A 24704-nucleotide genomic window follows, 5' to 3' on the forward strand; every position below is an offset into this window, starting at 1 on the left:
AATCCTTTGTGATATAGTGCGCCGGTCATAAGGAGTGTGCGCAATCCATGCTAAGTGAACATATCGACCTGATCGAAAGTTTGGGCCTCAAGTTATTCTTTGTGGCCATTTTCATATTGATTGGCCTGGCCATTCAGGACGTGCTCAAGCGCGGCAACGTGCCCCGTTTCGGTCGTTTTATCGTCTGGTTGGTACTGTTTCTGGGTTGTGCGGGTTTTGTCGCCAAGGGGCTGATCGAACTGGGCTGGGAAGGCTCAGGACTCGGCTAACTTACTTTCATCTGTGATGTATGGCCAAACAGCAAACTGATCGAACAACACTGGATCTGTTCGCAAATGAGAAGCGCCCCGGCAGGCCAAAGACCAATCCACTCCCCCGCGAGACCCAGCTCAAGATCAACAAGCGTAACCAGCTTAAGCGCGATCGGGAAAATGGGCTGAAGCGGGTAGAGTTAAAGGTGGAGGCCGAGTTGCTGGAGCGCCTGAACCAACTTGCGTTGCAACAGAACATCAGCCGAGCCGAGCTGATCCAATCTATCCTGAAACAACAGATTGAGTCCGCCTTTGCGGTGGACATTGCAGTCTGAGCGTTGAGCATTAACACCAAATACGGGTAACTAAACACTATGGCAAGTGTAGGTCTGTTTTTTGGCAGCGATACCGGTAACACCGAAGCTGTCGCCAAGATGATCCAGAAAGAGCTGGGCAAAAACCTGATTGAAGTCCGTGACATCGCCAAGAGCAGCAAGGCCGACATCGAGAGCTTTGATCTGCTGATGTTCGGCATCCCGACTTGGTACTATGGCGAAGCCCAAGCCGACTGGGACGACTTCTTCCCCGATCTGGGCGAAATCGACTTCACCAACAAGCTGGTCGCCATCTTCGGTTGCGGTGATCAGGAAGACTATTCCGAGTACTTCCTCGACGCCATGGGCACCCTGCGCGACATCGTCGAAGCCAAAGGCGCCATCATCATCGGTCACTGGCCGACTGCCGGCTACGAGTTCGAAGCCTCCAAGGCACTGGTCGATGACAAGCACTTTGTCGGTCTGGGTATCGATGAAGATCGCCAGCCGGAGCTGACCGCCGAGCGCGTCAAGGGCTGGTGCAAGCAACTGCACGAAGAGATGTGCCTGGGCGAGCTGGAGTAATCCGCTTCCCCTCATACCTCTGACAACAAGGGCCCCGACGGGGCCCTTGTTGTATCTGCAAGTGGCGATGCCTGCCTTTATTCACCCCTGTTATTCCCCTCTGTGCTCCGGTTTGGCCCGCACATAGAGGGTGCGCTTGACCTGCGCCACCAGCTCGCCGCTCTTGTCCTGCACCGTGACCTCGAATTCGGGGAAGTGCTTGTTGCCACCTTCGGTCGCCGCCACGATTTCGGCCAGCTTGCCCTCGGTCAGGTTAAACTCGGCCACCAGCTTGCCCTTGCCCGGCTTGATGTAGTTGATGCTGCCCGCCTTGTCCCAGACGTAGTAGCGATTCTTGAAGTAGCCCATCAGCATCAGCGGATAGATGGGGTCAGTCATGGCAAACATGCTGCCGCCAAACTGGGTGCGGTTGGCATTCTTATTCCACCAGCGGGATTTGAGGGTCACCCGGCAGTAGCGAAAGTCATCGCTCAGGGTCTCTATCTTGATACCGGCGCCCCAGAAAGGGGGCCAGGCGTTGAGTGCGCGGCGCACCCAGGCCGCATTGTCAAAAAGCCAATCCATGGATCTCATCCGACCAGAATATGAAAGTTACATCTTATCAACATCTGCCATGCCAGCAAGTCGGACGACACGATTGATTATTTCAATCCAACCGGCCATTTATAGCTAAACCCCTTGAATTGCTGGGTTTATTTTTAGGGAGGCTACGACCTATAATGACAGGCCAAGCGAGTTCAAGGTTGCCATTCCTGCGGCAGTCCATCAGAATAACCCCACCTTCGAGAATGCGAATAAGTAGAATATGGCAGACAACAACCAAGCGTTAAAAAAGGCCGGGCTCAAGATCACCTTGCCCCGGGTCAAAATCCTGGAAATCCTGCAACAGCCGGACTGCCAGCACACCAGCGCCGAAGATCTCTATAAACGACTGATCGACCTGGGTGAAGAGATTGGTCTCGCTACCGTCTATCGCGTTCTCAACCAGTTTGATGATGCCGGTATCGTTACCCGTCACCACTTCGAAGGTGGCAAGTCGGTATTCGAGCTGGCCACTCAGGAGCACCACGACCACCTGGTTTGCCTCGACTGCGGCAAGGTGATCGAGTTCTCCGACGAAGTGATCGAACAGCGTCAGCGCGAGATCGCCAAGAAATTCAATATCCGTCTCACCAATCACAGCCTCTACCTCTACGGTCACTGTGCTACCGGTGAGTGCAAGCACGACGAATAATCGCCCGCGACTTGCAGATAACGGACAATAAAAAAGCCAGCTGATGCTGGCTTTTTTATTGTCCGGCGAAGGCCGTGGCATCGCACAGGGCAGGGTCTCCCCTGCCCTACTGAGTTAGCCTTCGACTTTTCCCCAGGAGTCGCGCAGGGCAACGGTGCGGTTAAACACCAGATGCTCCGGGCTGGAGAGCTTGTTGTCGGCGCAGAAGTAACCTTCACGCTCGAACTGGTAAGCCTGCTCCGGCTTGGCGTTCTTGAGCGACGCCTCAACACGGGCTCCCTCGATGATCACCAGGGATTCCGGATTCAGGGCGGCTTCGAAGTCATCCTCGGCGCCCGGGTTCGGCACCTTGAACAGACGGTCGTAGAGACGCACTTCCGCTGGCAGGGAGTGAGTGGCGCTGACCCAGTGGATCACCCCTTTCACTTTGCGGCCATCGGCCGGATCCTTGCCCAGAGTCTCGGGATCGTAGGAGCAGTAGATGCAGGTGACTTTGCCATCGGCATCTTTCTCGATGCGCTCGGCCTTGATCACATAGGCATTGCGCAGACGCACTTCCTTGCCCAGCACCAGACGCTTGAACTGCTTGTTCGCCTCTTCTTTGAAGTCCGCTTCGTCGATGAAGATTTCGCGGGTAAAGTTCAGCTCGCGGGTACCCATCTCGGCATTGCTCGGGTGGGCTGGGGCAGTCAGCACTTCGTCGGCAGCCAGGTTCTCGATAACCACTTTCACCGGATGCAGCACGGCCATGGCGCGCGGTGCATGCTCGTTGAGGTCTTCACGGATACAGGCTTCCAGCATGCTCATCTCGACGATGTTGTCCTGCTTGGTGACGCCGATGCGCTTGCAGAACTCGCGGATGGAGGCCGGGGTGTAACCACGGCGACGCAGACCGGAGACGGTCAGCATGCGCGGGTCATCCCAACCATCAACGTGCTTCTCGGTCACCAGCAGGTTCAACTTGCGCTTGGACATGACGGTGTATTCGAGGTTCAGACGAGAGAACTCGTACTGACGGGGGTGGCAGTCGATGGTGATGTTGTCCAGCACCCAGTCGTACAGACGACGGTTGTCCTGGAACTCCAGGGTACAGATGGAGTGGGTGATCCCTTCCAGCGCGTCCGAGATGCAGTGGGTGAAGTCATACATCGGGTAGATGCACCACTTGTCACCGGTCTGGTGGTGGTGGGCAAACTTGATACGGTAGATAACCGGATCACGCATCACCATGAAGGGAGATGCCATGTCGATCTTGGCGCGCAGGCAGGCGGTGCCTTCGGCGAACTCGCCGTTCTTCATCTTGGCAAACAGCGCCAGGTTTTCTTCCACACTGCGATCGCGGAACGGGCTGTTCTTGCCAGCTTCAGTCAGGGTGCCACGGTACTCGCGCATCTGCTCGGGCGTCAGCTCGTCCACATAGGCCAGACCCTTTTCAATCAGCTCGATTGCGTAGCCGTGCAGCTTGTCGAAATAGTCGGAGGAGTAGCAGATCTCGCCGTTCCACTGGAAGCCGAGCCACTGTACGTCCTGCTTGATGGACTCTACGTACTCGATATCTTCCTTCACCGGGTTGGTGTCATCGAAACGCAGGTTACACTGGCCCTGATAGTCGCGGGCGATGCCGAAGTTCAGGCAGATGGACTTGGCGTGGCCGATATGGAGATAACCGTTCGGCTCGGGCGGAAAACGGGTATGCACGCTGCTGTGCTTACCGCTGGCCAGATCTTCATCAATGATCTGACGAATAAAGTTAGTTGGGCTGTTCGCCTGACTCATGGCTCACCTCAAAAAAGCGTCACTGGCGGAAGTTGTGCCGGCTGGCACCCTCATCCCCCCGCCGTCAAGCCGGGTATGATCCCTTATTACGGGCGCTGTCTCAACCTGAATTTGGCACTTCCGGGCCATTTCCCGGCCATTGCACCGCTAAAAACGGCGTGGCTTGGCACATTGCACACCAAATGCATAAAAAAGCCCCGCACTGGGCGGGGCTGAAAGTGATGAAAAACACAAAACAGACAATTACACACAACAAAGGCTCACACGCACAGTCAACCTTTCCCAAATCCGATGCGCCATCGCCCTTGGGAAAGGCGGGTCTTGCGACCCACCTCATGTTAACGGTTGACTGCTATCAGTTCAGTTCGGTGACGCGGCTGGTGCGCTTGCCATCGAAGCTGGTGGTACGCAGGTAGACCTTGCCATTCACGCTCGGCTTGGCCGCGGCGTCATAGGCACTCCAGTTGGTGCCGTCCAGGCTGTACTGGATGGGCAGACCCGGCAGATCCACGTTCGCTTCCAGCACACCGTTCACTACCTTGGCACCCGGTACTGAGAGGCGGTATTCAACACCGGCCTGATCCAGTTTCGGCAGCACGCGCTGACCCAGTACGTTGGCAAACTGGTTCCACTCTTTGTTGAGGGTGGCCTTGTTAACGAACTTGGTCTCGCCGGAGAACTCGCGACCCTTCACATAGTTCAGCTCGAAGCCACCTTTGTGCCAGGCACGCTCGGCCACGGAGAAGATACGCGGGTAGACCATGTACTCGTACTGAGCATCGGTACGCACGGTTTCACTCCACTGCTGACCGGAGATCCCCTTGAACTTGACCGGATCCTGGTCACCCTTGGCCACGAAGGCGTTGCCATCGCGGTCAACCGAGGTCTCGGCGTTCTGCGGCAGGTTTTCCGGGGCGAAGGCGAACACCTTGCGGGTGTCGTTGAAACGGGTTGCCCAGTAGTAGCCACGCTCGGCCGGGTGTACTTCGTTCGGGAAGTCGAAGTAGAGGTAATCCGGGTTGGACAGCACCACTTGGTAACCCTTGTGGGCCCACTTCATCGCTTCGTTGAAGCCACCCCAGTAGAGGGTTTCCCAGAAGTTGACACGGGTGTTGTCGGTGGCGAAGTCCTTGGCACCGCTGGCGTACTTCAGACCATCTTCCCACGCCTGCAGGGTAGAGAAGCCGCGGTCTTTGACCATCTGGCCCACTTCTTTGGCGAAGTAAACCGGCAGCTCGCCCACTTCCTTGATCTTGCCTTCATCGATCATCTTCTGGCACATCGGGGACTTGCCAAACGGTTTGTCCTGCTTGCTGGAGTCGACGTTGCCTTTCCAGGCGACCAGCTCTTCTTTCTTGGTGACGGCCGGATCCTGATAGCCACCGCCCTGCATGATGTTCTTCGCCTCATCACCACCGTAGTGCCATGCGGTCAGCGGCTGACCGGCGGCCTGGTGCATCTGGGCAACTTCATCCATTACCTTGGCCACGAAGGTGGCAGCACCCGGCTGGCAAGGGTTGATGAAGGACATCTTGTCGTAGAACTGGACGGAGGTGACGTTGGAGGTGTCAGCCGGATCAGTCAGACGGAACTGGTTGGCTTCCGCTTCTTTGCCTTCCGCCATCAGACGCTTGTAGCGCGCTTCCATGGAGACCACGGCAGCACGGGCGTGGGCCGGCATGTTGATCTCGGGGATCACGGTCACACCGCGGGCCTTGGCATAACGCACCAGATCCACGTAGTCAGACTTGCTGTAGAAACCGGAACCCTGGTTGTCGCTGGTCGGGCCGGAACCCAGTTGCGGCATCAGGCACTTGGTTTCGGACTCGTCGTGGCAACGCTGGCTACCGACCTGGGTCAGCTCCGGCAGACCCGGGATCTCCAGACGCCAGCCTTCATCGTTGGTCAGGCCAAGGTGCAGCACGTTGAGCTTCATGGCAGACATCTGGTCAACCAGCTTCTTCATGGTATCCAGACTGCGGAAGTGGCGGGCCACGTCGGTCTGCATGCCACGGTATTCAAAGCGCGGCGCATCCTCGACGGTCATCGGGCTCACCAGCTTGTCATCAACACCCAGCAGGGAGATCAGGGATTGTGCACCCCAGAATGCCCCATCGATGTCGCGACCCTGGATCACTGTGCCCTTCTGACCGATGGTCATGTCATAGCCTTCAGCCTGCTTGAGCTTGCTGCCGAGCTTGATGGTCACCGGGTAGCCGGTGTCGGAGAGGGTAACACCCAGCTTGGTCAGTTGAGCCTTCAAGGCATCGGCGCGATCGCTCGGCAAGTCCAGGGCATTGAGCTTGATGGTAGAGAAGTCGATTTGCGGACCAGCTTTGACTACCTGCTTCATCGGGGTCGGCAGGATCTGGTTGTCAATCTTGCCAGCCGGCAGCAGGGTGCTGGTCTGGTTGGCCGCGAAACGGGTCTCGCTGTTCATCAGGATGTTCTTGTCATCCTTGGTACGCTTCCAGCCATCAGCTGGCATCGGCTTCTCGTAGGTGCTGGCATCATTGATGTTGCTCATGCTGGCCAGTACTTTCGGCTCGGCACCTTCGCTGGCGACATACCAGTTCGGCATGATGTCAGATTCGAACAGTACCCAGTATTCCACCACCAGCGGCACTTCGACCGTGGCATCCTTGGCAAAGCCCTGGAACTTCTCGGTTGGCGTCAAACGATAGAGATCGCCGGTCAGGTGAGTGATGGTGAACTGGTCGTTATCCACACGCTGGATACGACGGATGGAGGAGACGTAGATGCTCCAGTCTTTGGAGGTCACGTCCGCACCGGTATTGGTCAGGTGCAGCTTGGCAACGCCACAGCTCGCCCACTCGGAACCCAGCGCCTGGCAATCGAGGCCGGCACCGGCACCGTCGTTGGTGACCACTTCATACTTGACCACCAGGTTGTTGGCGAGGGAGTCGACCACGGCCTGCTTGGCGGCATCGGCTGCCTGGACCTGGCTGACAAAAACGGTAGACATGGCAATGGCTAACAGAGAATGTTTCAAGTTCATAACTGCTGCTCTCATTTGAAGTAAAGGTTGGATTTTCTTGGCTTTTTTATATGGGGCCCCTGAGCGGGGCCCTTAGTTATGTCAACAATGGACTTAGACTTGAGGTGAGCGAGTCGCTCGATTAACGCAGGGCTTTCATCTCACCGGCGATGATTTCGGCCAATGGGCCCAGAATCACCTGCAGGTTCTGCTCACCGAGTTTGACCACACCGGCCGCACCCAGGGCTTTCAGCTTGCGCTCATCGACGATGCTGCGGTCTTTCAGAGTCAGACGCAGACGGGTGATGCAGGCATCGATGGAGACCAGGTTCTCTTGACCACCCAGCACTTCCAGGTATTGCTTGGCCAGCTCGGTACGGTTGGTAGATTGAGCGGCAGCCGGAGCACTATCTTCGTCATCTTCACGACCCGGGGTTTTCAGGTTCAGCTTGGCAATCACTACGCGGAACACGGTGTAGTAGAGGCCGAAGAAGACCAGACCCTGAGGGATCAGCATGTACCAGTTGGTCGCCAGCGGGTTACGGCTGGAGAGCACCATATCCACCAGACCGGCACTGAAACCGAAACCGGCCATCCACTGCATGGAGGCAGCGATGAACACGGAGATACCGGTCAGTACGGCGTGGATGACATACAGTACCGGCGCCACGAACATGAAGGAGAACTCGAGCGGCTCGGTTACACCGGTGAAGAAGGAAGCAAAGGCAGCTGCAATCATGATGGAGGCAACTTTCTCTTTGTTCTCTTTCTTGGCGGAGTGGTAGATGGCCAGAGCGGCACCCGGCAGACCGAACATCATGATGGGGAAGAAGCCAGCCTGGTACATACCGACCACGCCTTTCACCTGCTCCAGGCTCTTGCCAGCGGCCAGAGCGGCATCGATGGTAGCCTGACCACCCAGGAAGTTCGGGATGTCGTTGATACCGGCCACGTTGAACCAGAACACGGAGTTCAGGGCGTGGTGCAGACCGATCGGGATCAGCAGACGGTTGAAGAAGGCGTAGATACCGGCACCGGTAGAGCCCAGGCTCACGATGGACTCACCGAAGGAGACCAGACCACCGTAGATTGCCGGCCATACGGCCATCAGGATGAAAGATACGACGATCATCACCACGGAGGTTACGATCGGTACCAGACGACGACCGGAGAAGAAGGAGAGTGCCTTGTGCAGCTCGACGCTGCTGAAGCGGTTGTACAGCTCAGCGGCGATAACACCACACAGGATACCCACGAACTGGTTGCTGATCTTGGCAAACGCGGCAGGAACCTGCTCCACCGGGATGCTCTTGATCTGGGCCACAGCACCCGGGCTCAGCAGGGTGGTAACGACCAGGAAGCCGACCAGACCTGCCAGAGCAGCAGAACCGTCTTTATCCTTGGACATACCGTAAGCGACACCGACTGCGAACAGTACGGACATGTTATCGATAATGGCTGCGCCCGCTTTGATCAGGAAGGCAGCCAGCGCACTGTCACCACCCCAACCATTCGGGTCAATCCAGTAGCCAACCCCCATCAGGATCGCTGCGGCAGGCAATACCGCTACCGGCACCATCAGGGCACGGCCGATCTTTTGCAAATAACCGAGAATGTTCACGGTTCCTCTCCTTAGTTAATGTTTTTCTAGAAATTAAGTGCTTATCACGTTTGACGCATAAGCCATCAAGGCTTGATTGGCAGTCTAGGGCTTTTATTTCGCTGCGCAAATTAATAAACCGATAATCGTGATCGTTATCACCCAAACAAGATAAAGGTGGTGGATAGATGTGGCTTAGTTCGCAATCTTTATTTACGCTATAAAACAACTTGAATCCGTCTTAGCCAATTGCCACCGCCAAACCGGTCGCAACCCGACACAGAGGTATCCCATATGCGCCTGATCCCGTTGAAATCTGCCAGCCAAGTAGGCCTGTGGTCTGCTCGTTACATCGTTGACCGCATCAACGCGTTCAAGCCGACCAGCGATCGCCCTTTCGTACTGGGCCTGCCCACCGGTGGCACCCCGCTCAACACCTACAAGCGCCTGATCGAGTTGCACAAAGCCGGTGAAGTGAGCTTCCAGAATGTGGTCACCTTCAACATGGACGAGTACGTCGGCCTGCCGGAAGATCACCCGGAGAGCTACCACAGCTTCATGCACAACAACTTCTTCAGCCACATCGACATTCGTCCCGAGAACATCAACATCCTCAACGGCAATGCCGAGGATCTGGTGGCCGAGTGCAAGCGCTACGAAGACAAGATCAAGTCCTACGGCAAGATCCACCTGTTCATGGGTGGCGTGGGTAACGACGGCCACATCGCATTCAACGAGCCGGCCTCTTCCCTCTCCTCCCGCACCCGGGTCAAGACCCTGACCGAAGATACCCGTATCGCCAACTCCCGCTTCTTCGGTGGCGACATGGAGCAGGTGCCCAAACTGGCCCTGACCGTGGGTGTCGGCACCCTGATGGATGCGGAAGAGATCATGATCCTGGTCACCGGTCACGGCAAGGCACTGGCCCTGCAGGCCGCCGTGGAAGGCAGCGTCAACCACATGTGGACCATCTCCACCCTGCAACTGCATCCGAAGGGAATGATGGTGTGCGACGAGCCCTCTACCATGGAGCTCAAGGTCAAGACCGTTCGCTACTTCCAGCAACTGGAAGCCGCCAACATCGGCCGTCTGTAAGGAGTCGCCATGTACGCATTGACCAACTGCACCCTCTACACCGGCAGCTGCGTGCTGACCGGCTACGGGGTGCTTATCGAGGGCGACAAGATTGTCGCCATCTCTCACCTGGCCGAACTGCCTGCGGGCATCGAGCAGATTGACCTCAAAGGCGCCAACCTGACCGCCGGTTTTATCGATGTGCAGCTCAACGGCTGTGGCGGTGTGATGTTCAACACCGACATCACGGTCGAGACCCTGGCAACCATGCAGGCGGCCAACCTCAAATCCGGTACCACCAGCTTCCTGCCGACCCTGATCACCAGTCCGGATGCGGATATGAAGCAGGCCGTTGCGGTGACCCGTGACTACATGGCGGCACACCCCAACGAGGTGCTGGGCGTCCATCTGGAAGGGCCTTACACCAACCTCAAGCGCAAGGGGATCCACCCTGCCGCGCAAATTCGCCAGCCAGCGGACGAGATGATCGACTTCTTCTGCGCCAACGCGGATGCCATCACCAAGATCACCCTTGCTCCGGAGCGCAACGAGCCGGCCCATATCCGCCGTCTGGTGGAAGCGGGCATTCTGGTCTCGGCCGGTCACACTGCCGCCAGTTACGATCAGGCGATGGCCGGGTTCGATAACGGTATTCGCTTTGCGACCCACCTCTACAACGCCATGACTCCGACCCTCAACGGTCGCGAGCCGGGCGTCGTGGGCGCCATCTACGATCGCAAAGATGTCTATGCGGGCATCATCGTCGATGGCCACCATGTGCACTGGGCCAACGTGCGTCTGGCTCACAAGGCGCTGGGGGAGCGACTGGTGCTGGTCACCGATGCCACCGCGGCAGCCGGAGCGCCGGAAGGCTTTGAGAAATTTGATTTTTGTGGCACCACCGTCTTTTTACGCGATGGTCAGTGTGTCGACGAGAATGGTACACTCGGCGGTTCCTCCCTCACCATGATTGAGGGGGTGGAAAATCTGGTCAAGCAGGTCGGATTACCGCTCGATGAAGCACTGAGAATGGCCAGCCTCTACCCCGCTCGCGCCATTGGATGGGACTCACGTCTCGGTAGTATCCAGGTCGGTAAAGTAGCCAACCTCACTGTCTTCGATCAGGACTTCACGGTCCGTGGGACCGTGGTTAACGGACACTACACACAACAGTGACATCATGACTGGCGGACAAATAGCAAACGTAGATCTTATCAAGCAGGTCAACAGTGCAGCCGTGTATCGGCTCATCGACCTGCAAGGCCCCATCTCCCGGGTCAAGATTGCCGAGTTGAGTCAGCTGGCCCCGGCCAGCGTGACCAAAATAACCCGGCAACTGATCGAGCATGGCCTGATCAAGGAGACCTCTCCGCAAGCCTCAACCGGCGGGCGGCGTGCCATCTCCCTGACCACCATCAAACATCGCTTTCAGTTTGTCTCTGCCAAGCTGGGCCGCGGCTACCTGCAACTGAGTCTCTATGACCTAGATGGCAAGGAGCTCGACCAGCACGTCATTCAGGTGACCGAGATCGACCAGCAACCCGTGGTCGACATGCTGCTACGGGAGATTGGCGCCTTTATCGATGCCAACCGCGAACGCTGTCGCAACCTCATCAGCATCGCGCTGACCATGCCGGGTCTGGTCAACCCGGAATCCGGCATGGTCATCTACACCCCCAAGTACCAGATCCGTAATCTGGGGTTGGCGAAGCTGCTTGAGAACCACTTCAACCTCCCCTGCTACGTGGGCAACGACACCCGCTCGCTGGCACTGGCCGAACACTTCTTCGGCGAGTCCCGCGACTGCATGGACTCCATTCTGGTGAGTGTTCACCAGGGGACGGGCTCGGGGATCATCACCAAGGGTCAGGTGTTCCTCGGCCAGAACCGCAACGTCGGCGAGATCGGCCATATCCAGGTCGAGCCGCTCGGCAAGCGCTGTCACTGTGGCAACTTCGGCTGCCTAGAGACCATCGCCTCCAACGAAGCGATCATCGACAAGGTGAAGGAGCTCATCAGCCGCGGTCACCAGAGCGCGCTGCAGGAGAAACACATCACCATCCAGGAGGTGTGCAAGGCGGCGTTGGCGGGCGATGAACTGGCCCGCAGCGTGATCGAGAACGTGGGTGAGCATCTGGGACGGGCGGTGGCCATCACGGTCAACCTGTTCAACCCGCAGAAGGTGCTGATCGCCGGCGAAATCACCGCCGCCGAAGAGATCCTCTTCCCGGCCATCCGTCGCTGCGTCGAGCATCAATCCCTGCCGAGCTTCCACCGTGGCCTGCCCATCGTGAAAGCCCGCTTCCAGAACCAGCCGACCTATGGCGGCTTTGCGCTGGTCAAGCGCGCCCTGCTGGAGGGAGATCTGCTGCAGATCATCATGGAGCAGAAGTAAGACACTGATCTTGCGAGATAACAAAACGGCAGCCAGTGGCTGCCGTTTTCTATTGTGTGCTTGCTGGCGGTTTAGCCCGCCCGACATGGCTTGAACAGATCCAGCTTGTTGTCGTAAACACGGGTCTGCACATCCATGATCCCCAGCATGGAGTGAAAGAGGTTGTCATGGGAGAAACGCTGACTGCTCGCCTCCGCCGCCAGGCAACCCATATCCAGCTGGCGATCGGCCTGTAACTGAGGCGAGAACCAGGTCAGCAGCGGCACCCGGGTCTGATCATCCGGCGCAAACTTGTAGGGCGTGCCGTGCAGATAGAGCCCCATGGCCCCAAGGGATTCGCCGTGATCGGAGAGATAGACCAGTCCCACATCGTACTGGCTCTCCAGCGACTTGAGCTTGTCTATCAGCAGCCCCACCACCTTGTCGGTGTAGCGGATGGTGTTGTCATAGGTGTTGACCAGCTCTTCGTTGCTGCAGTTTTCGATGTCGCTGCGCGGGCAGTCCGGCATAAAGACGCGCTCGCTGGCAGGGTAACGACGAAAATAGGTCGGGCCATGGCTGCCCATCAGGTGAAAAGCCACCAACTTGTTGCCCTTCATGCCGGCAATCTGCTGATCCAGCCCCTCCAGCAGCACCTCGTCATAACAAGACTCCCCCTGACAGAGCGTAGGATAGGATTTGGGGAGGATCTCGATGGTCGGCACATTGCGGCACACCCCTTTGCAGCCGCCATCATTCTCTTTCCACAATACCGAGACTCCGGCATGTTGCAGCACATCGAGCAGGCCGTCACGGGAGCTGGCAAGCTGGTCATCGTAGCCACGGCGCGTGAGGTTGGAGAACATGCAGGGCACCGAAACCGCAGTAGCCGTACCGCAGGAGCGCACATTCCTGAACGACACAACCCCCTGCTCTTTGGCCGTGAAGCTGTTGGTTGCCTTGCCATACCCGTTAAGGGAGTAGTTCTGGCTGCGCGCCGTCTCCCCCACCACCAGGAACATCAAAGTCGGCTTGCTTCCCCGGGCCACCACCCTGGCATCGGTCCCCAAGTGTTGGTAGGGGATCGGCGTGGCAAACCGCACATCCCGCCCATATTTGTAGAGGCCGTGCACATAGTTGGCAGGCACAATCTCTTTGGCCAGCGACTTGTTGTTGCGACCGACCGAGGCGTAATCCTGATAGTAAAGTGCCGCGACGCCCCCGATAAACAGCAGAGAGATAGCCAATACACCTGCCCGCCACGCCAACCCCTGATACCAGCGAGCCGGATAGCGGATCCGCAGTGACCAGAGCACCAGAACAGGCAGCAGCCCGGTCAGCAGAAACCAGAGCGCAACCGAGCCATTCAAATAGGCCCCCGCCTCACCACTGTTGGTCTCCACTATGTTCTGGATCATGCCAGCATCAAAGATGACGCCGTATTTGAGCATGGCGTAGCTGACGATGGAGCCAGTCAGAATGAGCACGGTAAAAAAGGGCTTGAGCACAAACCGGAACGTGAAGGGAATAAACACGGCATTGAGCGCCGCGATCAGCACCAGCGGGATCGAGATGGCAAATCCGGCTTTGACATGGGTCAGGGCGCTGAGCACCGTATAGAAATGCAAAAAGATTGGCCAATTCAGTACCAGGGCGAAAAAGAGCACCAGCAACAAATTGGTCTGCAATACACCGAGAGTTACACGCATAAACAACTCCTACATACCGACCTGCAGCGCAGCGGGCCGGCCAAGCCAACAAAAACGACGGGGCCAGCGTAGGAAGTAAAACTTAAGCGCGAATTAAGAGGAGAAGCACGGCGCTCGTGCGCCCCATCACAGCACGGGGTGCTCCGCAGCCCCGAAATGGATTTTTAGTTGTCTATCCATCGGATTTTGCTAGCTTGTTGAGTAGGCATTCATGAAATGCAGGTTAACCGATGGCACTGATCCAAGCCTCGATAGAGCAATTGAGAGTAGGCCACTATATCCATCTCCCCACGGGATGGACTAACCACCCGTTTATGTTCAATACCTTCAAGATCAAGGATCAGCAGCAACTCGACATTCTCCGTCATCTTGATCTCACCCTGTTGATGGTCGACCCCGACAAGAGCGATCTGCCCATCGAGCCGCTGCTGCGCGGCGATATCCCGGATGCCGGGCCTGACCTTGACGAGTTGGAAGAGCTGATTGCCTCGGGCCCGCCCCCCTTTGACGAAAAGGCCTTTCGCCGCTCCATGCGCGCCGCCGACAAAGCCTTTGGCCAATCCATGAGCGAGCTGCGCGATGCACTCGGGGCGCTGAACCTCAAACCGGATGAGGGGCTGGCCAATACCGCCCAGATCGTCCGCAATGCCGCCTTCACCCTCAGTCAGCATGAAGGGCCTCTCGGGCTCCACCTTATTCGCAGCCCCCACACCGATATCTTGCTGCAACACAGCCTCAATGTGGCTTTCATTGCCATGCTGATGGCCCGCGAACTCGGCATGAACCCCATCGAGATTGAGGAGACGGGACTTGCGGGACTTATCCACGATATCGGCGAACTGAAAATCCCGAGCCAGATCACCCAAAAACGGGGGGATCTCAACAAGGCCGAGCAGAACTTCCTCAATATGCATCCCCAGTACGGGCTGGAGATGCTGACCCAGCTCAACGCCTTTGAACCGAAAATCCGTCAGGTCGCCCATCTGCACCACGAGCGGCTCGACGGCAGCGGTTATCCGCTCGGGATCAAGGGCGGGGAGATCCCGCCGCTGGCGCGGTTGATCGGGCTGGTCGACTTCTACGACGAGCTGCTCCATCCCCGCAACAGCGGTAACCCGGCCGCGCCGAGTCAGGCCATCAGCCAGCTCTACAAGTTATCCCAGAAGAAGTTCGACCAGAATCTGGTCAAGTTGCTGGTCAAGGTGCTGGGGGTCTATCCACCGGGTTCACTGGTGAAACTCTCCGACGAGAGCATCGCACTGGTGCTCTCTACCGAACCCACCATGCCCCTCAAGCCGAAGATCCTGCCCTATATCAAGGCCCAGCGGCCGGAAGCCGTCGCCATGATCGATCTGCGGGAAGATGAACGCACCATCACTGCTTTTATCAAACAGGAAGAGCTCGATGAGGGACAACGGCAGTTCTTCAACCTGACCCGCCGCTTCTGCTACTACTTTGCATTCTGAGTTATCCCCAGAAGCTGGGGATAACTCATTGGACAAACCGGAATAATTGCTCAACCCCCCATCAGAAGGTTGCCAACTGACCATGTATAAAAAACGCCCAGCCAAGGGGCCGGGCGGAGCATGCCACCTCCGTGTGGCGTATCCAGCGGATACATTCATGCTCCATCCATCAATATCAACCCGCTGCCGCTTACACAAATATCAATTTAACATGCTGATTTAATATGGTTTTATCAACTTGTTCTGGCAAACTGGCGTCCCGTTGCGCCCAGTTGGGCCAACAGAACAAGATCCTGATCACACTTATTCACGGGCTGAACATTTTTTCAGCTGGCTTATGAGGAGCGTTTTTTATGCAGTTGGTCCTCTCCTTGCTGCAACAGATGAGCGTCAGCCTGGTGATCGCCTATCTCTTCTCGAAAAGCCCGCTGCTGCGCCCGCTTGCCAACTATTCCGTGAGACTACCTCACAAGATACTGATATACATCATCTTTTCCAGCTTTTGTATCCTCGGCACCTATGTGGGCCTCGATATCGACGATGCCATCGCCAACACCCGGGCGGTCGGCGCCGTCTTGGGGGGATTATTGGGGGGGCCGCTGGTGGGCTTTCTGGTGGGGCTGACCGGCGGTCTGCACCGCTATACGCTGGGGGGATTTACCGATCTCGCCTGCGCCATCTCCACCACCTGCGAAGGGTTGCTTGGGGGCATAGTGCACTGGCGACTGATGCGCTCGGGACGAACGGATGCCCTGTTTGAACCGCGTATCGCCTTTTTTACCACCCTCTACGCCGAGATCATGCAGATGGTGATCATCCTGCTGGTGGCGACCCCGTTCGACAAATCCCTGCTGCTGGTGCGCACCATCGCCACCCCGATGATTCTCGCCAACTCCTGTGGCGCGGCGCTCTTTATCAGCATGATCCGCGACCAGCAGCGGATGTATGAGAAGTTCTCCCGGGTCTTCTCCGCCAAGGCGCTCAATATCGCCAACCGCACAGTGGGGATCATGAGTCAGGGCTTTACCCCGGAGGCGAGCAACAAGATTGCCCGCATCATTCAAGAGGAGACCGGCGTAGGGGCTGTCGCCATCACGGACACCGAGCAGATCCTCGCCTTTATCGGCACCGGCGAAGATCACCATCTGCCGGGTACCCCCATCGCGTCAGCCATCACCATGCAGGCCATCGCCCAGAACAAGGTGCTGTTTGCCGATGGCAACAGTCAACCCTATCGCTGCAGCCTCTCCCCCGCATGCCAGCTGGGCTCGGTGCTAGTGATCCCGCTGCAGGGGGACAAGGGGGTGATCGGCACCATCAAGCTCTACGAGCCGAAGAAGCGGCTGTTTCTCAAGATCAACCACACCCTGGGGGAAGGGATTGCCAACCTGCTGTCACAGCAGTTGCTGGCCGGTCGGCTGGAGCAGCATCAGCGGCTGCTGGTGCAGTCCGAACTCAAGCTGATCCAGGCCCAGATCAACCCCCACTTTCTGTTCAACACCCTCAACACCATCAGTGCCATCACCCGGCGCGATCCGGACAAGGCGCGGGATCTGCTGCTGCATCTGTCACTGTTCTTTCGCAAGAACCTCAAACGCCAGAGCGGCCTTGCGACCCTGCAAGAGGAGCAGGAGCACTGCCAATCCTATCTGGAGATCGAGTTGGCCCGTTTTGGCGATCGGCTGACGGTGATAAACGAGATCCCGCCCCATCTGGCCACACTGCGACTGCCCAGCTTCACCCTGCAACCGCTGATCGAGAATGCCATCAAGCACGGCATCTCGACCCTGCTGGAGCAGGGGCGCATTCGCCTCTGGACCGAAGAGCATCCCACCAGCGTCACCATCCATGTGGAAGATAATGCAGGCACCTGGCAAGCGCACCCCGCTGGCGACGGTCTGGGCATGACCATCGTAGACCGGCGACTGAAAAGCGCCTTTGGCGAGCGCTATGGCGTGACTATTGCCTGCGAGCCGGAACAGTGGACCCGGGTGTCGTTCACCATCCCCAAGGAGCAACCATGATCCGCACCCTGATAGTCGATGACGAACACTACGCCCGCGAAGAGCTGAGGCAGCAGCTGGCCTGCGATCCCGCCATCGAGATCGTGGGGGAAGCGGCCAACGCCATTGAGGCGCTGCCGCTTATTCAGCGCCTCAAGCCCGACGTGGTGTTCCTCGATATCCAGATGCCCAAGCTGAGCGGCATGGAGCTGGTCGCCATGCTCGACCCCCTGCCCCGCATCGTCTTTGTCACCGCCTTTGACGAATATGCCATTCAGGCATTTGAAGAGAACGCCTTCGACTACCTGCTCAAGCCGGTTGAGCCCGCCCGGCTCGCCAAGACCCTCGCTCGCCTCAAGCAGGATATCTCCCCGCAGCCCATCGAGCGGCTGGCCCCCACCATCGAACATATTCCGGGCTATCTGCACAATCGGGTCAGGCTGCTCCCCATCGCGCAGGTGGAGTATGCCTTCTCCGATCTGGGCGGGGTCCATGTGGCCTCAGGGCGAGCTGTTCCACACCCAGCTCACCCTCAAATCGCTGGAAGAAAAGAGCCCGCTGCTGCGCTGCCACCGCCAGTATCTGGTCTCCCCCAACGCCATCTTCGAGATCCGGCTGCTGGATAACCAGCTGGCAGAGATTGTCACCCCGAGCGGCGCCCGGGTGCCGGTCAGTCGTCGCTATCTCAAGGAGCTCAAAGATCAGCTGGGGCTGGACTGAACTGCGGAGTGTGCGCCTGATCACAGCCGCCGACCGCTCGGCGCGCCAAAGCGCCGCTCGGGGAGTTTCACCTGCCAGTCAGGCGCAACCGTTTTAGACTCGCTCTGCACACTAAAAAATAACAATGCAGGAGCGTAGCAATGATCTGGTTCTTCCTCTGTGTCGGCTTACTTGTGGCCGGCTACTTCATATACGGCAAATTCATCGAACGGATATTCAGCCCGAAACCCGAGCTGAAAACCCCCGCCATCACCATGGCTGACGGGGTGGACTATGTCCCGATGTCGGACAAGAAAGTCTATCTGGTTCAACTGCTCAACATCGCAGGTGTCGGCCCCATCTTCGGCCCCATCCTGGGTGCCCTCTACGGCCCGGTCGCCATGCTGTGGATCGTCTTTGGCTGCATCTTCGCCGGTGCGGTACATGACTACTTCTCCGGCATGCTGTCGGTGCGCGCCAAGGGTGCCTCGGTGCCAACCGTGGTCGGTGAGCATCTGGGCACCGCCGCCAAGCACTTCATGAACCTGTTTGCCGTGGTGCTGCTGATGCTGGTGGGCGTGGTATTCGTGCTGAGCCCGGCGGGCCTCTTGGCCAACCTCACCTCCACCGATCTGGTCTACTGGATCGTGGCAATCTTTGCCTACTACATCCTCGCGACCATAGTCCCCATCGACAAGATCATCGGTCGCTTCTACCCCATCTTCGGCGCCCTGCTGGTCTTCATGTCGGTCGGCCTCATCGTTGGCCTGATCGCCTCCGGCAAAGGCTTCTACAACACAGGGATGGACTTCTCCAACCTGCACCCGACCGAGCTGCCACTGTGGCCGCTGCTCTTCATCACCATCGCCTGTGGCGCGGTATCCGGCTTCCACGCCACCCAGTCACCGCTGATGGCGCGCTGCATGCAGAACGAAAAATCCGGCCGCTTCATCTTCTACGGTGCAATGATCGGTGAAGGGATCATCGCCCTTATCTGGTGCACCCTGGGTCTCTCCTTCTACGACAGCACCGAAGCGCTCAACGCTACTATGGCCAACGGCGGCCCGGCAGCCGTGGTACACGAAGTCTCCACCAGCCTGCTCGGCACCGTGGGCGGTATTCTGGCCATCCTCGGCGTGGTGATCCTGCCCATCACCTCCGGTGACACCGCGTTTCGCAGTGCTCGCCTGATCGTGGCGGACTTCCTGAAGATGACCCAGAAGCCGCTGGCCAAGCGTCTGCTGATCGCCATCCCCATGTTTATCATTGGCTTCATCATCTCCAAGGCTGAATTCGGGGTGATCTGGCGCTACTTCGGCTGGGCCAACCAGACCACCGCCGTCATCATGCTGTGGGCTGCGGCTGCCTACCTCATCAAAGAGGGCAAGCTGCACTGGATCTGCACCATTCCCGCCATGTTCATGACTGCTGTGGTGATCACCTATCTGGCCAACGCCCCCATCGGGTTCGGGCTGGAGATGGGGACCTCCACCATCATCGGCCTGACTGCAACGACGGCCATTACCGTGGCCTTCCTGATGAAGTTCCGCCAGCCGCTGGTCAGCAGTACCAGCGAAGGGTAAAAACAGCAAAAAATGCAGCGAAAGCAGCACAAAAAAGGCGCCTGATGGCGCCTTTTTTAATGACAAAAAGACTAATAATGCAACTGTTGAACGGCTTCAGCTTCAATACAGCGAATAGCTTTAAGATTCCGGGCGAACTGACGATAAATGTGTGATTCTTAATTGCTTTAGTGCTTGTTGGAACCAATGATTAAGCTGTGCGTCATGCCAGTGGAGGTTATAAATGGCCCTTGATTATTTTGCACTTGGTCTGCTCGTCTTTGTCGGGCTGGTCATTTTTTATGGAGTCATCGTTATCCACGATATTCCTTACGAGATTGCCAAACATCGGAATCACCCTCATCAGGATGCCATTCACGTGGCAGGTTGGGTCAGCCTGTTTACCCTGCATGTGCTGTGGCCCTTCCTCTGGATCTGGGCAACCATCTATCGCCCCGATCGCGGCTGGGGCTTTAGCCAGCGGCTGCAAAAAGATGAAGAAGAGCTGGCGGCCCTCAAGCAGGAGTTGGCGGATCTGAAGAGCCGTATCAACACTATCGAACAGAGTGAGCAACAGGGATAAACCATGGACCTGCTACTGATCCTGACCTACACGGCGCTGTGTGTCGCCATATTCAAAATCTTCCGCATCCCGCTCAACAAGTGGACCGTCCCCACCGCAGCACTGGGTGGCGTGCTGCTCATCGGCACCCTGATCATGCTGATGAACTACAACCACCCCTACTCCGAGATGGCGCGCAACTACTACGTCTCCACCCCCATAGTGCCGCTGGTCAAGGGCCGGGTCGTTGAGGTTCCGGTGCAGGCCAATCAGCCGGTGAAGAAAGGAGATGTGCTGTTTCGCCTCGATGATGAGCCGTTCCGCCTGAAAGTGGAGAGCCTCACCGCACGGGTCGAATCCAACCGCGAGCACCTCAAGTCCATCGAGGCAAGACTGCGCTCAGCCAGGCTGGATCGGGATCGCGCCAGCGACCTGATGCGCCGTGGCGTGGGCAAGCAGCGTGACCTCGACGTCACCCAGGCCAACGTGGACGATATCGTGGCCCAGATTGACCAGCAGAAAGCTACCCTGAACGATCTGCAGGCCCAGCTGATGGAAGCCAAATACCAGCAGTCACAAACTGTGGTCTATGCCCCGAGCGATGGTCATGTGGTGCAGTTGGCCCTGCGCCCCGGCATGATCGCCACCCCCTTCATGTATCGTCCGGTGATGACCTTCATCCACAAGGATGACACCGCCTACGTCGGCTGGTTCTGGCAGAACAGCATGCAGCGACTGGCGGTGGGCGATGAGGCCGAAGTAGTGATCGATGGCGTCCCCGGCAAAATCTTCAAAGGCAAGGTGACAGCCGTGGTTCCGGCCATTGCCGCCGGTAACGTGCAGGCCAACGCCGGTCTGCTGGATCAGAACACGGCGGTGCGTCCGGGTCGCCTGCCGGTAGTCATCTCCATTACCGACCCCGAGTGGGCCAAGTATCAGATGATTGCCGGTGCCAGCGGGCAGGCTGCGGTCTACACCCAGTACTTCCACCATGTATCTGTGATGCGCAAAGTACTGCTGCGCATGGCAAGCTGGATGAACTACATCTTCCCGTTCCATTGATCAGCAACCAAGCACCCTGCGGGCCGGCATCATGCTGGCCCGCTGTTTTTGTGGCGGCAAGCACCCTATAATGGCGCCACCCTGCGCCGCACCATGCCCAAACGCCACGCCCCCATGTTCGTTCTCAGACCCTATCAGACCGACGCCGTCAACGCCGTGATCTGCCACTTTCGCAAACACCCGGATCCCGCCGTGGTGGTACTGCCCACCGGAGCTGGCAAGAGTCTGGTGATCGCCGAACTGGCCCGCAAGGCGCGCGGTCGGGTGCTGGTGCTGGCCCACGTCAAGGAGCTGGTGGAGCAGAACCACGCCAAGTACGAGGCGTGGGGGCTCAAGGCCGATATTTTCGCTGCCGGCCTGGATCGCAAGGAGGCGAGCGCCCAGGTGGTGTTCGGCTCGGTGCAGTCGGTCGCCCGCAATCTGGATGCCTTCGACGGGGCGTTCTCGCTGCTGATCATCGATGAGTGCCATCGGGTCTCGCTCGATGATGACAGCCAGTACCATCAGGTGATCGACCACCTCAAGGCCGCCAATCCGGCCCTCAAGATCCTCGGTCTCACAGCCACTCCCTATCGGCTCGGGCTGGGCTGGATCTACCGGCGCCACTATCACGGCATGGTCAAGAGCCACGGCGAGCGGCTGTTTGGCGACTGCGTGTTCGAGCTGCCCTTGCGTTTTATGGTCAAAAACGGCTACCTGACGCCGCCGCGCATGGTGGATGCCCCCATCGTTCACTACGACTTCAGCAAGTTGGTGGCGCGGGAGAACGGCCTCTTTAGCGAGGCAGATCTCAACGGCGAGCTCAAACGCCAGCAGCGGGTCACACCCCATATCCTGAGTCAGGTGCTGGAGTATGCCGCCGACCGGCAGGGGGTGATGATCTTCGCCGCCACCGTCGAGCATGCACGGGAAATTCACGGCCTGCTTGGCTCCAGGGGCCAGCTGGCGGCTCTTATCACCGGCGAGACGCCGGGGCCGGAGCGCGATGCCCTCATCAGCGCCTTCAAGGCGCGGGAGCTCAAGTTTCTGGTCAACGTAGCGGTGCTCACCACCGGCTTCGATGCCCCTCATGTCGATCTTATCGTGATGCTCAGACCTACCGAGTCGGTCTCCCTCTACCAGCAGATCGTCGGACGGGGCCTGCGTCTCTCGCCGGGCAAGAGCGATTGTCTGGTGCTCGACTATGCGGGCAACAACTTCAACCTGTTCGCCCCCGAAGTGGGGGAGCCCCGCCCCCACGCCGGTACCGAGCCGGTGCAGGTGCCCTGCCCCGCCTGCGGTTTTGCCAACACCTTCTGGGGCAAGACCGACGAGGATGGCAAGGTGATCGAGCACTACGGCCGCCGCTGTCAGGGACTGTTTGAAGATGACGAGGGCAACCGCGAAGAGTGTGACTACCGCTTTCGCGCCAAGATCTGCCCCGGCTGTGGCGCGGAGAACGACATCGCCGCCCGCCGCTGCCAGAGCTGCGATCAGCTGCTGGTGGACCCTGACGACAAGCTTAAAGAGGCGCTCAATCTCAAGGATTGCATGGTGATCCGCTGTGCGGGGCTAACCCTCACAGCCGGGCGCGGCAAACAGGGGGAGCGGCTGGAGGTGACCTATCACGATGAGGATGGGTTGACCCTCAGCGAATACTTCGGATTTCACTCCCCGGGCGCACGGCGCTTGTTTCAACAGCACTTTGTGCGTCATCATTGGCCCGCCCCGGGGCTGGAGCCCGAATTTGCCACCCTGGCGAGCGTGCTGGCCGCGCAAAGCCAGTTCCGTCATCCGGATTTTGTCATCGCCCGCAAATCGGGTCGCTTCTGGCAGATAAAAGAGAAAATTTTTGATTATGAGGGCCGCTATCGTACCGCCAACTCGATGGCATGATGGCGACCGGCCTACATGGCATGAATTGCGTTATCCCGTCGATCCCGCATCGGCGGGTTGAATTATCAGGGTCGGCACCACTGCCGGGCCCTTCGTCACGTTAGAGGATGTTATGCAGCGGCTGTTGATTGGTTTTTGTGCTCTCTTTTCTTCTCTGGCGGCTCATGCCGCCCCGCTGACGCCCCCTCAGGGTGGCCAGTACGCCATCATGGTGCAGGGCAATAACGGCGTCGAGTTCGCCCGCCACGCGGATCAGATGATCGCCCCCGCCTCCACCATGAAGGTGCTCACCGCACTGGCGGCCCGCCTCGAGCTGGGTGCCGACTTCCGCTTCGCCACCGATATTCAGGCCCAGCCCGGTGCCAAACAGGGTGACACCATCAACGGCGATATCTGGATCAACTTCGTCGGCGACCCCACCCTCTCCCGCATGGATCTGCTGGCCCTGTTCAAACAGCTCGGCGTCACCAGCATCAAGGGCAATGTCTACGTCAACACCGGCGCCTACAACGGCTACGAGCGCGGCAACGGCTGGTCGTGGGGGGATCAGACCCTCTGCTTCGCCGCTCCTGTCTCCTCGGTCATCATCGACAAGAACTGCGCCTACGGCACCATCACAGCCACCCAGATTGGCAAACCGGCAGTCGGCAACGTGGCCACCGGCGTCCCCATCGGCATCGGTGCCGACAACGTGGAGGTGATGAGCTATGGCGACATGGCACGCCAGTTCTGCGCACTGGAAGTGGACATGGCCAAGGGCAACTTCTACGAGCTCAAGGGCTGCATCACCCCGAACAAGGAGCCGCAGGGTCTGCGTTTCGCCATTCACGATGTGGAAGCCTGGGGCTGGGACAACATCCGCTGGGCGATGAACCGGGCCGGCATCAAGCATGATGGCCTGCTGCGGGTCACCCACAAGGCCCCTGAAGGAGCAGAGACCCTCGGCACCCACTACTCGGTCTCCCTGCCGGTGATGCTCGCCAAGATGCTGAAGAAATCGGACAACCTCTATGCCGATACCTTCCTCAAAACCGTGGGCCGCCACTACTACAACAAGCCGGGCAGCTATCGCAGCGGCACCATGGCGGTGCGCGCTATCCTGACCAAGAACGGCATCGATCTGGGCAACGCCACCCTGGCAGACGGCTCCGGTCTCTCCGCTCACAATCTCATCAGCGCCCGTCAGATGATGTCGGTGCTGAACTTCATCCAGAAAAATGATGCCGAACTTGGCCTGATCAAGCTGCTGCCAAGCTCCCAGGTGGATGGCACCCTGGCGTGGCGCCGCAGCGTCACCGCTCCCATGATGAAGAACAAGGTCCACGCCAAGACCGGTACCATCACCGGCACCTCCAATCTGGTGGGCTTTATCGATACCGCGGGCGGCCAGCGCAAGGCGTTCGTGATGTTCCAGCGCGGCCTGTCCCAAGATCCTGCCACCCATGAGCGCTATCGTGCCAGCAAGGCGCCGTGGCCCTGGACTGTATTCGAGAAGGGGGTGCTGGAGAGCATCTATCAGCAGCAGCCGATCCAGATCGCCGATGAGAGCTGATCCAATAG

At 58.3% G+C, this 24704-nt stretch carries 19 protein-coding genes and 1 pseudogene; 15 read left to right on the forward strand and 5 right to left on the reverse strand.

Features of this window, described 5'->3' with window-relative positions:
* Nucleotides 1–47: 47 nt before the first annotated feature.
* The 3 genes from ACTG2W_RS05690 to fldA are packed head-to-tail and all read left to right on the forward strand — an operon-like array spanning nucleotide 48 to nucleotide 1150.
* Nucleotides 48–269 (forward strand): DUF2788 domain-containing protein, encoded by a 222-nt coding sequence (locus ACTG2W_RS05690; RefSeq protein WP_005334296.1) that lies wholly within the window; start codon nucleotides 48–50, stop codon nucleotides 267–269.
* 20 nt (nucleotides 270–289) lie between these two features.
* A complete protein-coding gene (gene ybfE / locus ACTG2W_RS05695) occupies nucleotides 290–586 on the forward strand; it encodes a LexA regulated protein (protein WP_005334297.1) in 297 nt (98 codons plus the stop codon).
* A 39-nt stretch (nucleotides 587–625) separates the two neighbouring features.
* Entirely contained in the window at nucleotides 626–1150 is a 525-nt protein-coding gene (gene fldA, locus ACTG2W_RS05700) for a flavodoxin FldA (RefSeq protein WP_005334298.1), read from the forward strand.
* A 90-nt stretch (nucleotides 1151–1240) separates the two neighbouring features.
* Here the strand turns inward: fldA and ACTG2W_RS05705 are convergent, their stop codons facing one another.
* Nucleotides 1241–1714: a DUF4442 domain-containing protein gene (locus ACTG2W_RS05705; RefSeq protein WP_005334300.1), complete on the reverse strand. Its 474-nt coding sequence runs from the start codon at nucleotides 1712–1714 to the stop codon at nucleotides 1241–1243.
* A gap of 241 nt (nucleotides 1715–1955) precedes the next feature.
* Between ACTG2W_RS05705 and fur the strand changes: the two genes are divergently transcribed.
* Nucleotides 1956–2384 (forward strand): ferric iron uptake transcriptional regulator, encoded by a 429-nt coding sequence (fur, locus tag ACTG2W_RS05710; RefSeq protein WP_005334301.1) that lies wholly within the window; start codon nucleotides 1956–1958, stop codon nucleotides 2382–2384.
* 114 nt (nucleotides 2385–2498) lie between these two features.
* On the opposite strand, the gene glnS is transcribed toward fur, so the two are convergent.
* From glnS to nagE, 3 genes are all read right to left on the reverse strand, one after another.
* Entirely contained in the window at nucleotides 2499–4160 is a 1662-nt protein-coding gene (glnS, locus tag ACTG2W_RS05715) for a glutamine--tRNA ligase (protein WP_005334302.1), read from the reverse strand.
* 355 nt (nucleotides 4161–4515) lie between these two features.
* Nucleotides 4516–7179, reverse strand: coding sequence for a beta-N-acetylhexosaminidase (locus ACTG2W_RS05720; RefSeq protein WP_201903730.1), 2664 nt, complete (start codon nucleotides 7177–7179; stop codon nucleotides 4516–4518).
* A gap of 121 nt (nucleotides 7180–7300) precedes the next feature.
* Nucleotides 7301–8779 (reverse strand): N-acetylglucosamine-specific PTS transporter subunit IIBC, encoded by a 1479-nt coding sequence (gene nagE, locus ACTG2W_RS05725; protein ID WP_005359399.1) that lies wholly within the window; start codon nucleotides 8777–8779, stop codon nucleotides 7301–7303.
* Nucleotides 8780–9052: 273 nt separating this feature from the next.
* Here nagE and nagB point away from each other — a divergent pair, with 273 nt between their 5' ends.
* From nagB to nagC, 3 genes are read left to right on the forward strand one after another with little or no spacing between them, the layout of a single operon-like run.
* Entirely contained in the window at nucleotides 9053–9853 is an 801-nt protein-coding gene (gene nagB, locus ACTG2W_RS05730) for a glucosamine-6-phosphate deaminase (protein ID WP_005334308.1), read from the forward strand.
* A 9-nt stretch (nucleotides 9854–9862) separates the two neighbouring features.
* Nucleotides 9863–11008 carry an N-acetylglucosamine-6-phosphate deacetylase gene (gene nagA / locus ACTG2W_RS05735; protein ID WP_021231107.1) on the forward strand — a complete coding sequence of 382 codons (1146 nt, stop codon included), beginning with the start codon at nucleotides 9863–9865 and terminating at the stop codon, nucleotides 11006–11008.
* A gap of 4 nt (nucleotides 11009–11012) precedes the next feature.
* Complete coding sequence (nagC, locus tag ACTG2W_RS05740; protein WP_005334312.1) at nucleotides 11013–12227, forward strand: DNA-binding transcriptional regulator NagC; 1215 nt, start codon at nucleotides 11013–11015, stop codon at nucleotides 12225–12227.
* A gap of 71 nt (nucleotides 12228–12298) precedes the next feature.
* Here the strand turns inward: nagC and ACTG2W_RS05745 are convergent, their stop codons facing one another.
* Nucleotides 12299–13915: a phosphoethanolamine transferase gene (locus ACTG2W_RS05745; protein WP_440016097.1), complete on the reverse strand. Its 1617-nt coding sequence runs from the start codon at nucleotides 13913–13915 to the stop codon at nucleotides 12299–12301.
* Nucleotides 13916–14145: 230 nt separating this feature from the next.
* Here ACTG2W_RS05745 and ACTG2W_RS05750 point away from each other — a divergent pair, with 230 nt between their 5' ends.
* From ACTG2W_RS05750 to dacB, 8 genes and pseudogenes are all read left to right on the forward strand, one after another.
* Nucleotides 14146–15381: an HD-GYP domain-containing protein gene (locus tag ACTG2W_RS05750; RefSeq protein ID WP_040066103.1), complete on the forward strand. Its 1236-nt coding sequence runs from the start codon at nucleotides 14146–14148 to the stop codon at nucleotides 15379–15381.
* A gap of 353 nt (nucleotides 15382–15734) precedes the next feature.
* A complete protein-coding gene (locus ACTG2W_RS05755; protein WP_374879957.1) occupies nucleotides 15735–17405 on the forward strand; it encodes a LytS/YhcK type 5TM receptor domain-containing protein in 1671 nt (556 codons plus the stop codon).
* Nucleotides 17402–18104, forward strand: a pseudogene (gene btsR / locus ACTG2W_RS05760) (two-component system response regulator BtsR). The gene ACTG2W_RS05755 and the pseudogene btsR overlap by 4 nt, the downstream one beginning before the upstream one ends.
* Before the next feature lie 140 nt (nucleotides 18105–18244).
* On the forward strand, nucleotides 18245–19666 hold the full coding sequence (locus ACTG2W_RS05765) for a carbon starvation CstA family protein (RefSeq protein ID WP_106843198.1): 1422 nt from the start codon (nucleotides 18245–18247) through the stop codon (nucleotides 19664–19666).
* Between the two features lie 223 nt (nucleotides 19667–19889).
* Nucleotides 19890–20228 (forward strand): DUF3302 domain-containing protein, encoded by a 339-nt coding sequence (locus ACTG2W_RS05770; RefSeq protein ID WP_005337862.1) that lies wholly within the window; start codon nucleotides 19890–19892, stop codon nucleotides 20226–20228.
* A 3-nt stretch (nucleotides 20229–20231) separates the two neighbouring features.
* On the forward strand, nucleotides 20232–21269 hold the full coding sequence (locus tag ACTG2W_RS05775) for an HlyD family secretion protein (protein WP_106843199.1): 1038 nt from the start codon (nucleotides 20232–20234) through the stop codon (nucleotides 21267–21269).
* A 114-nt stretch (nucleotides 21270–21383) separates the two neighbouring features.
* A complete protein-coding gene (locus tag ACTG2W_RS05780; RefSeq protein WP_106843243.1) occupies nucleotides 21384–23144 on the forward strand; it encodes a DEAD/DEAH box helicase in 1761 nt (586 codons plus the stop codon).
* Nucleotides 23145–23256: 112 nt separating this feature from the next.
* On the forward strand, nucleotides 23257–24696 hold the full coding sequence (gene dacB / locus ACTG2W_RS05785; RefSeq protein ID WP_005350510.1) for a D-alanyl-D-alanine carboxypeptidase/D-alanyl-D-alanine endopeptidase: 1440 nt from the start codon (nucleotides 23257–23259) through the stop codon (nucleotides 24694–24696).
* Nucleotides 24697–24704: the final 8 nt, after the last annotated feature.

It is taken from the genome of Aeromonas sp. 96A, assembly GCF_051919165.1.
GTDB classification, from domain to species: Bacteria; Pseudomonadota; Gammaproteobacteria; order Enterobacterales; family Aeromonadaceae; genus Aeromonas; species Aeromonas veronii.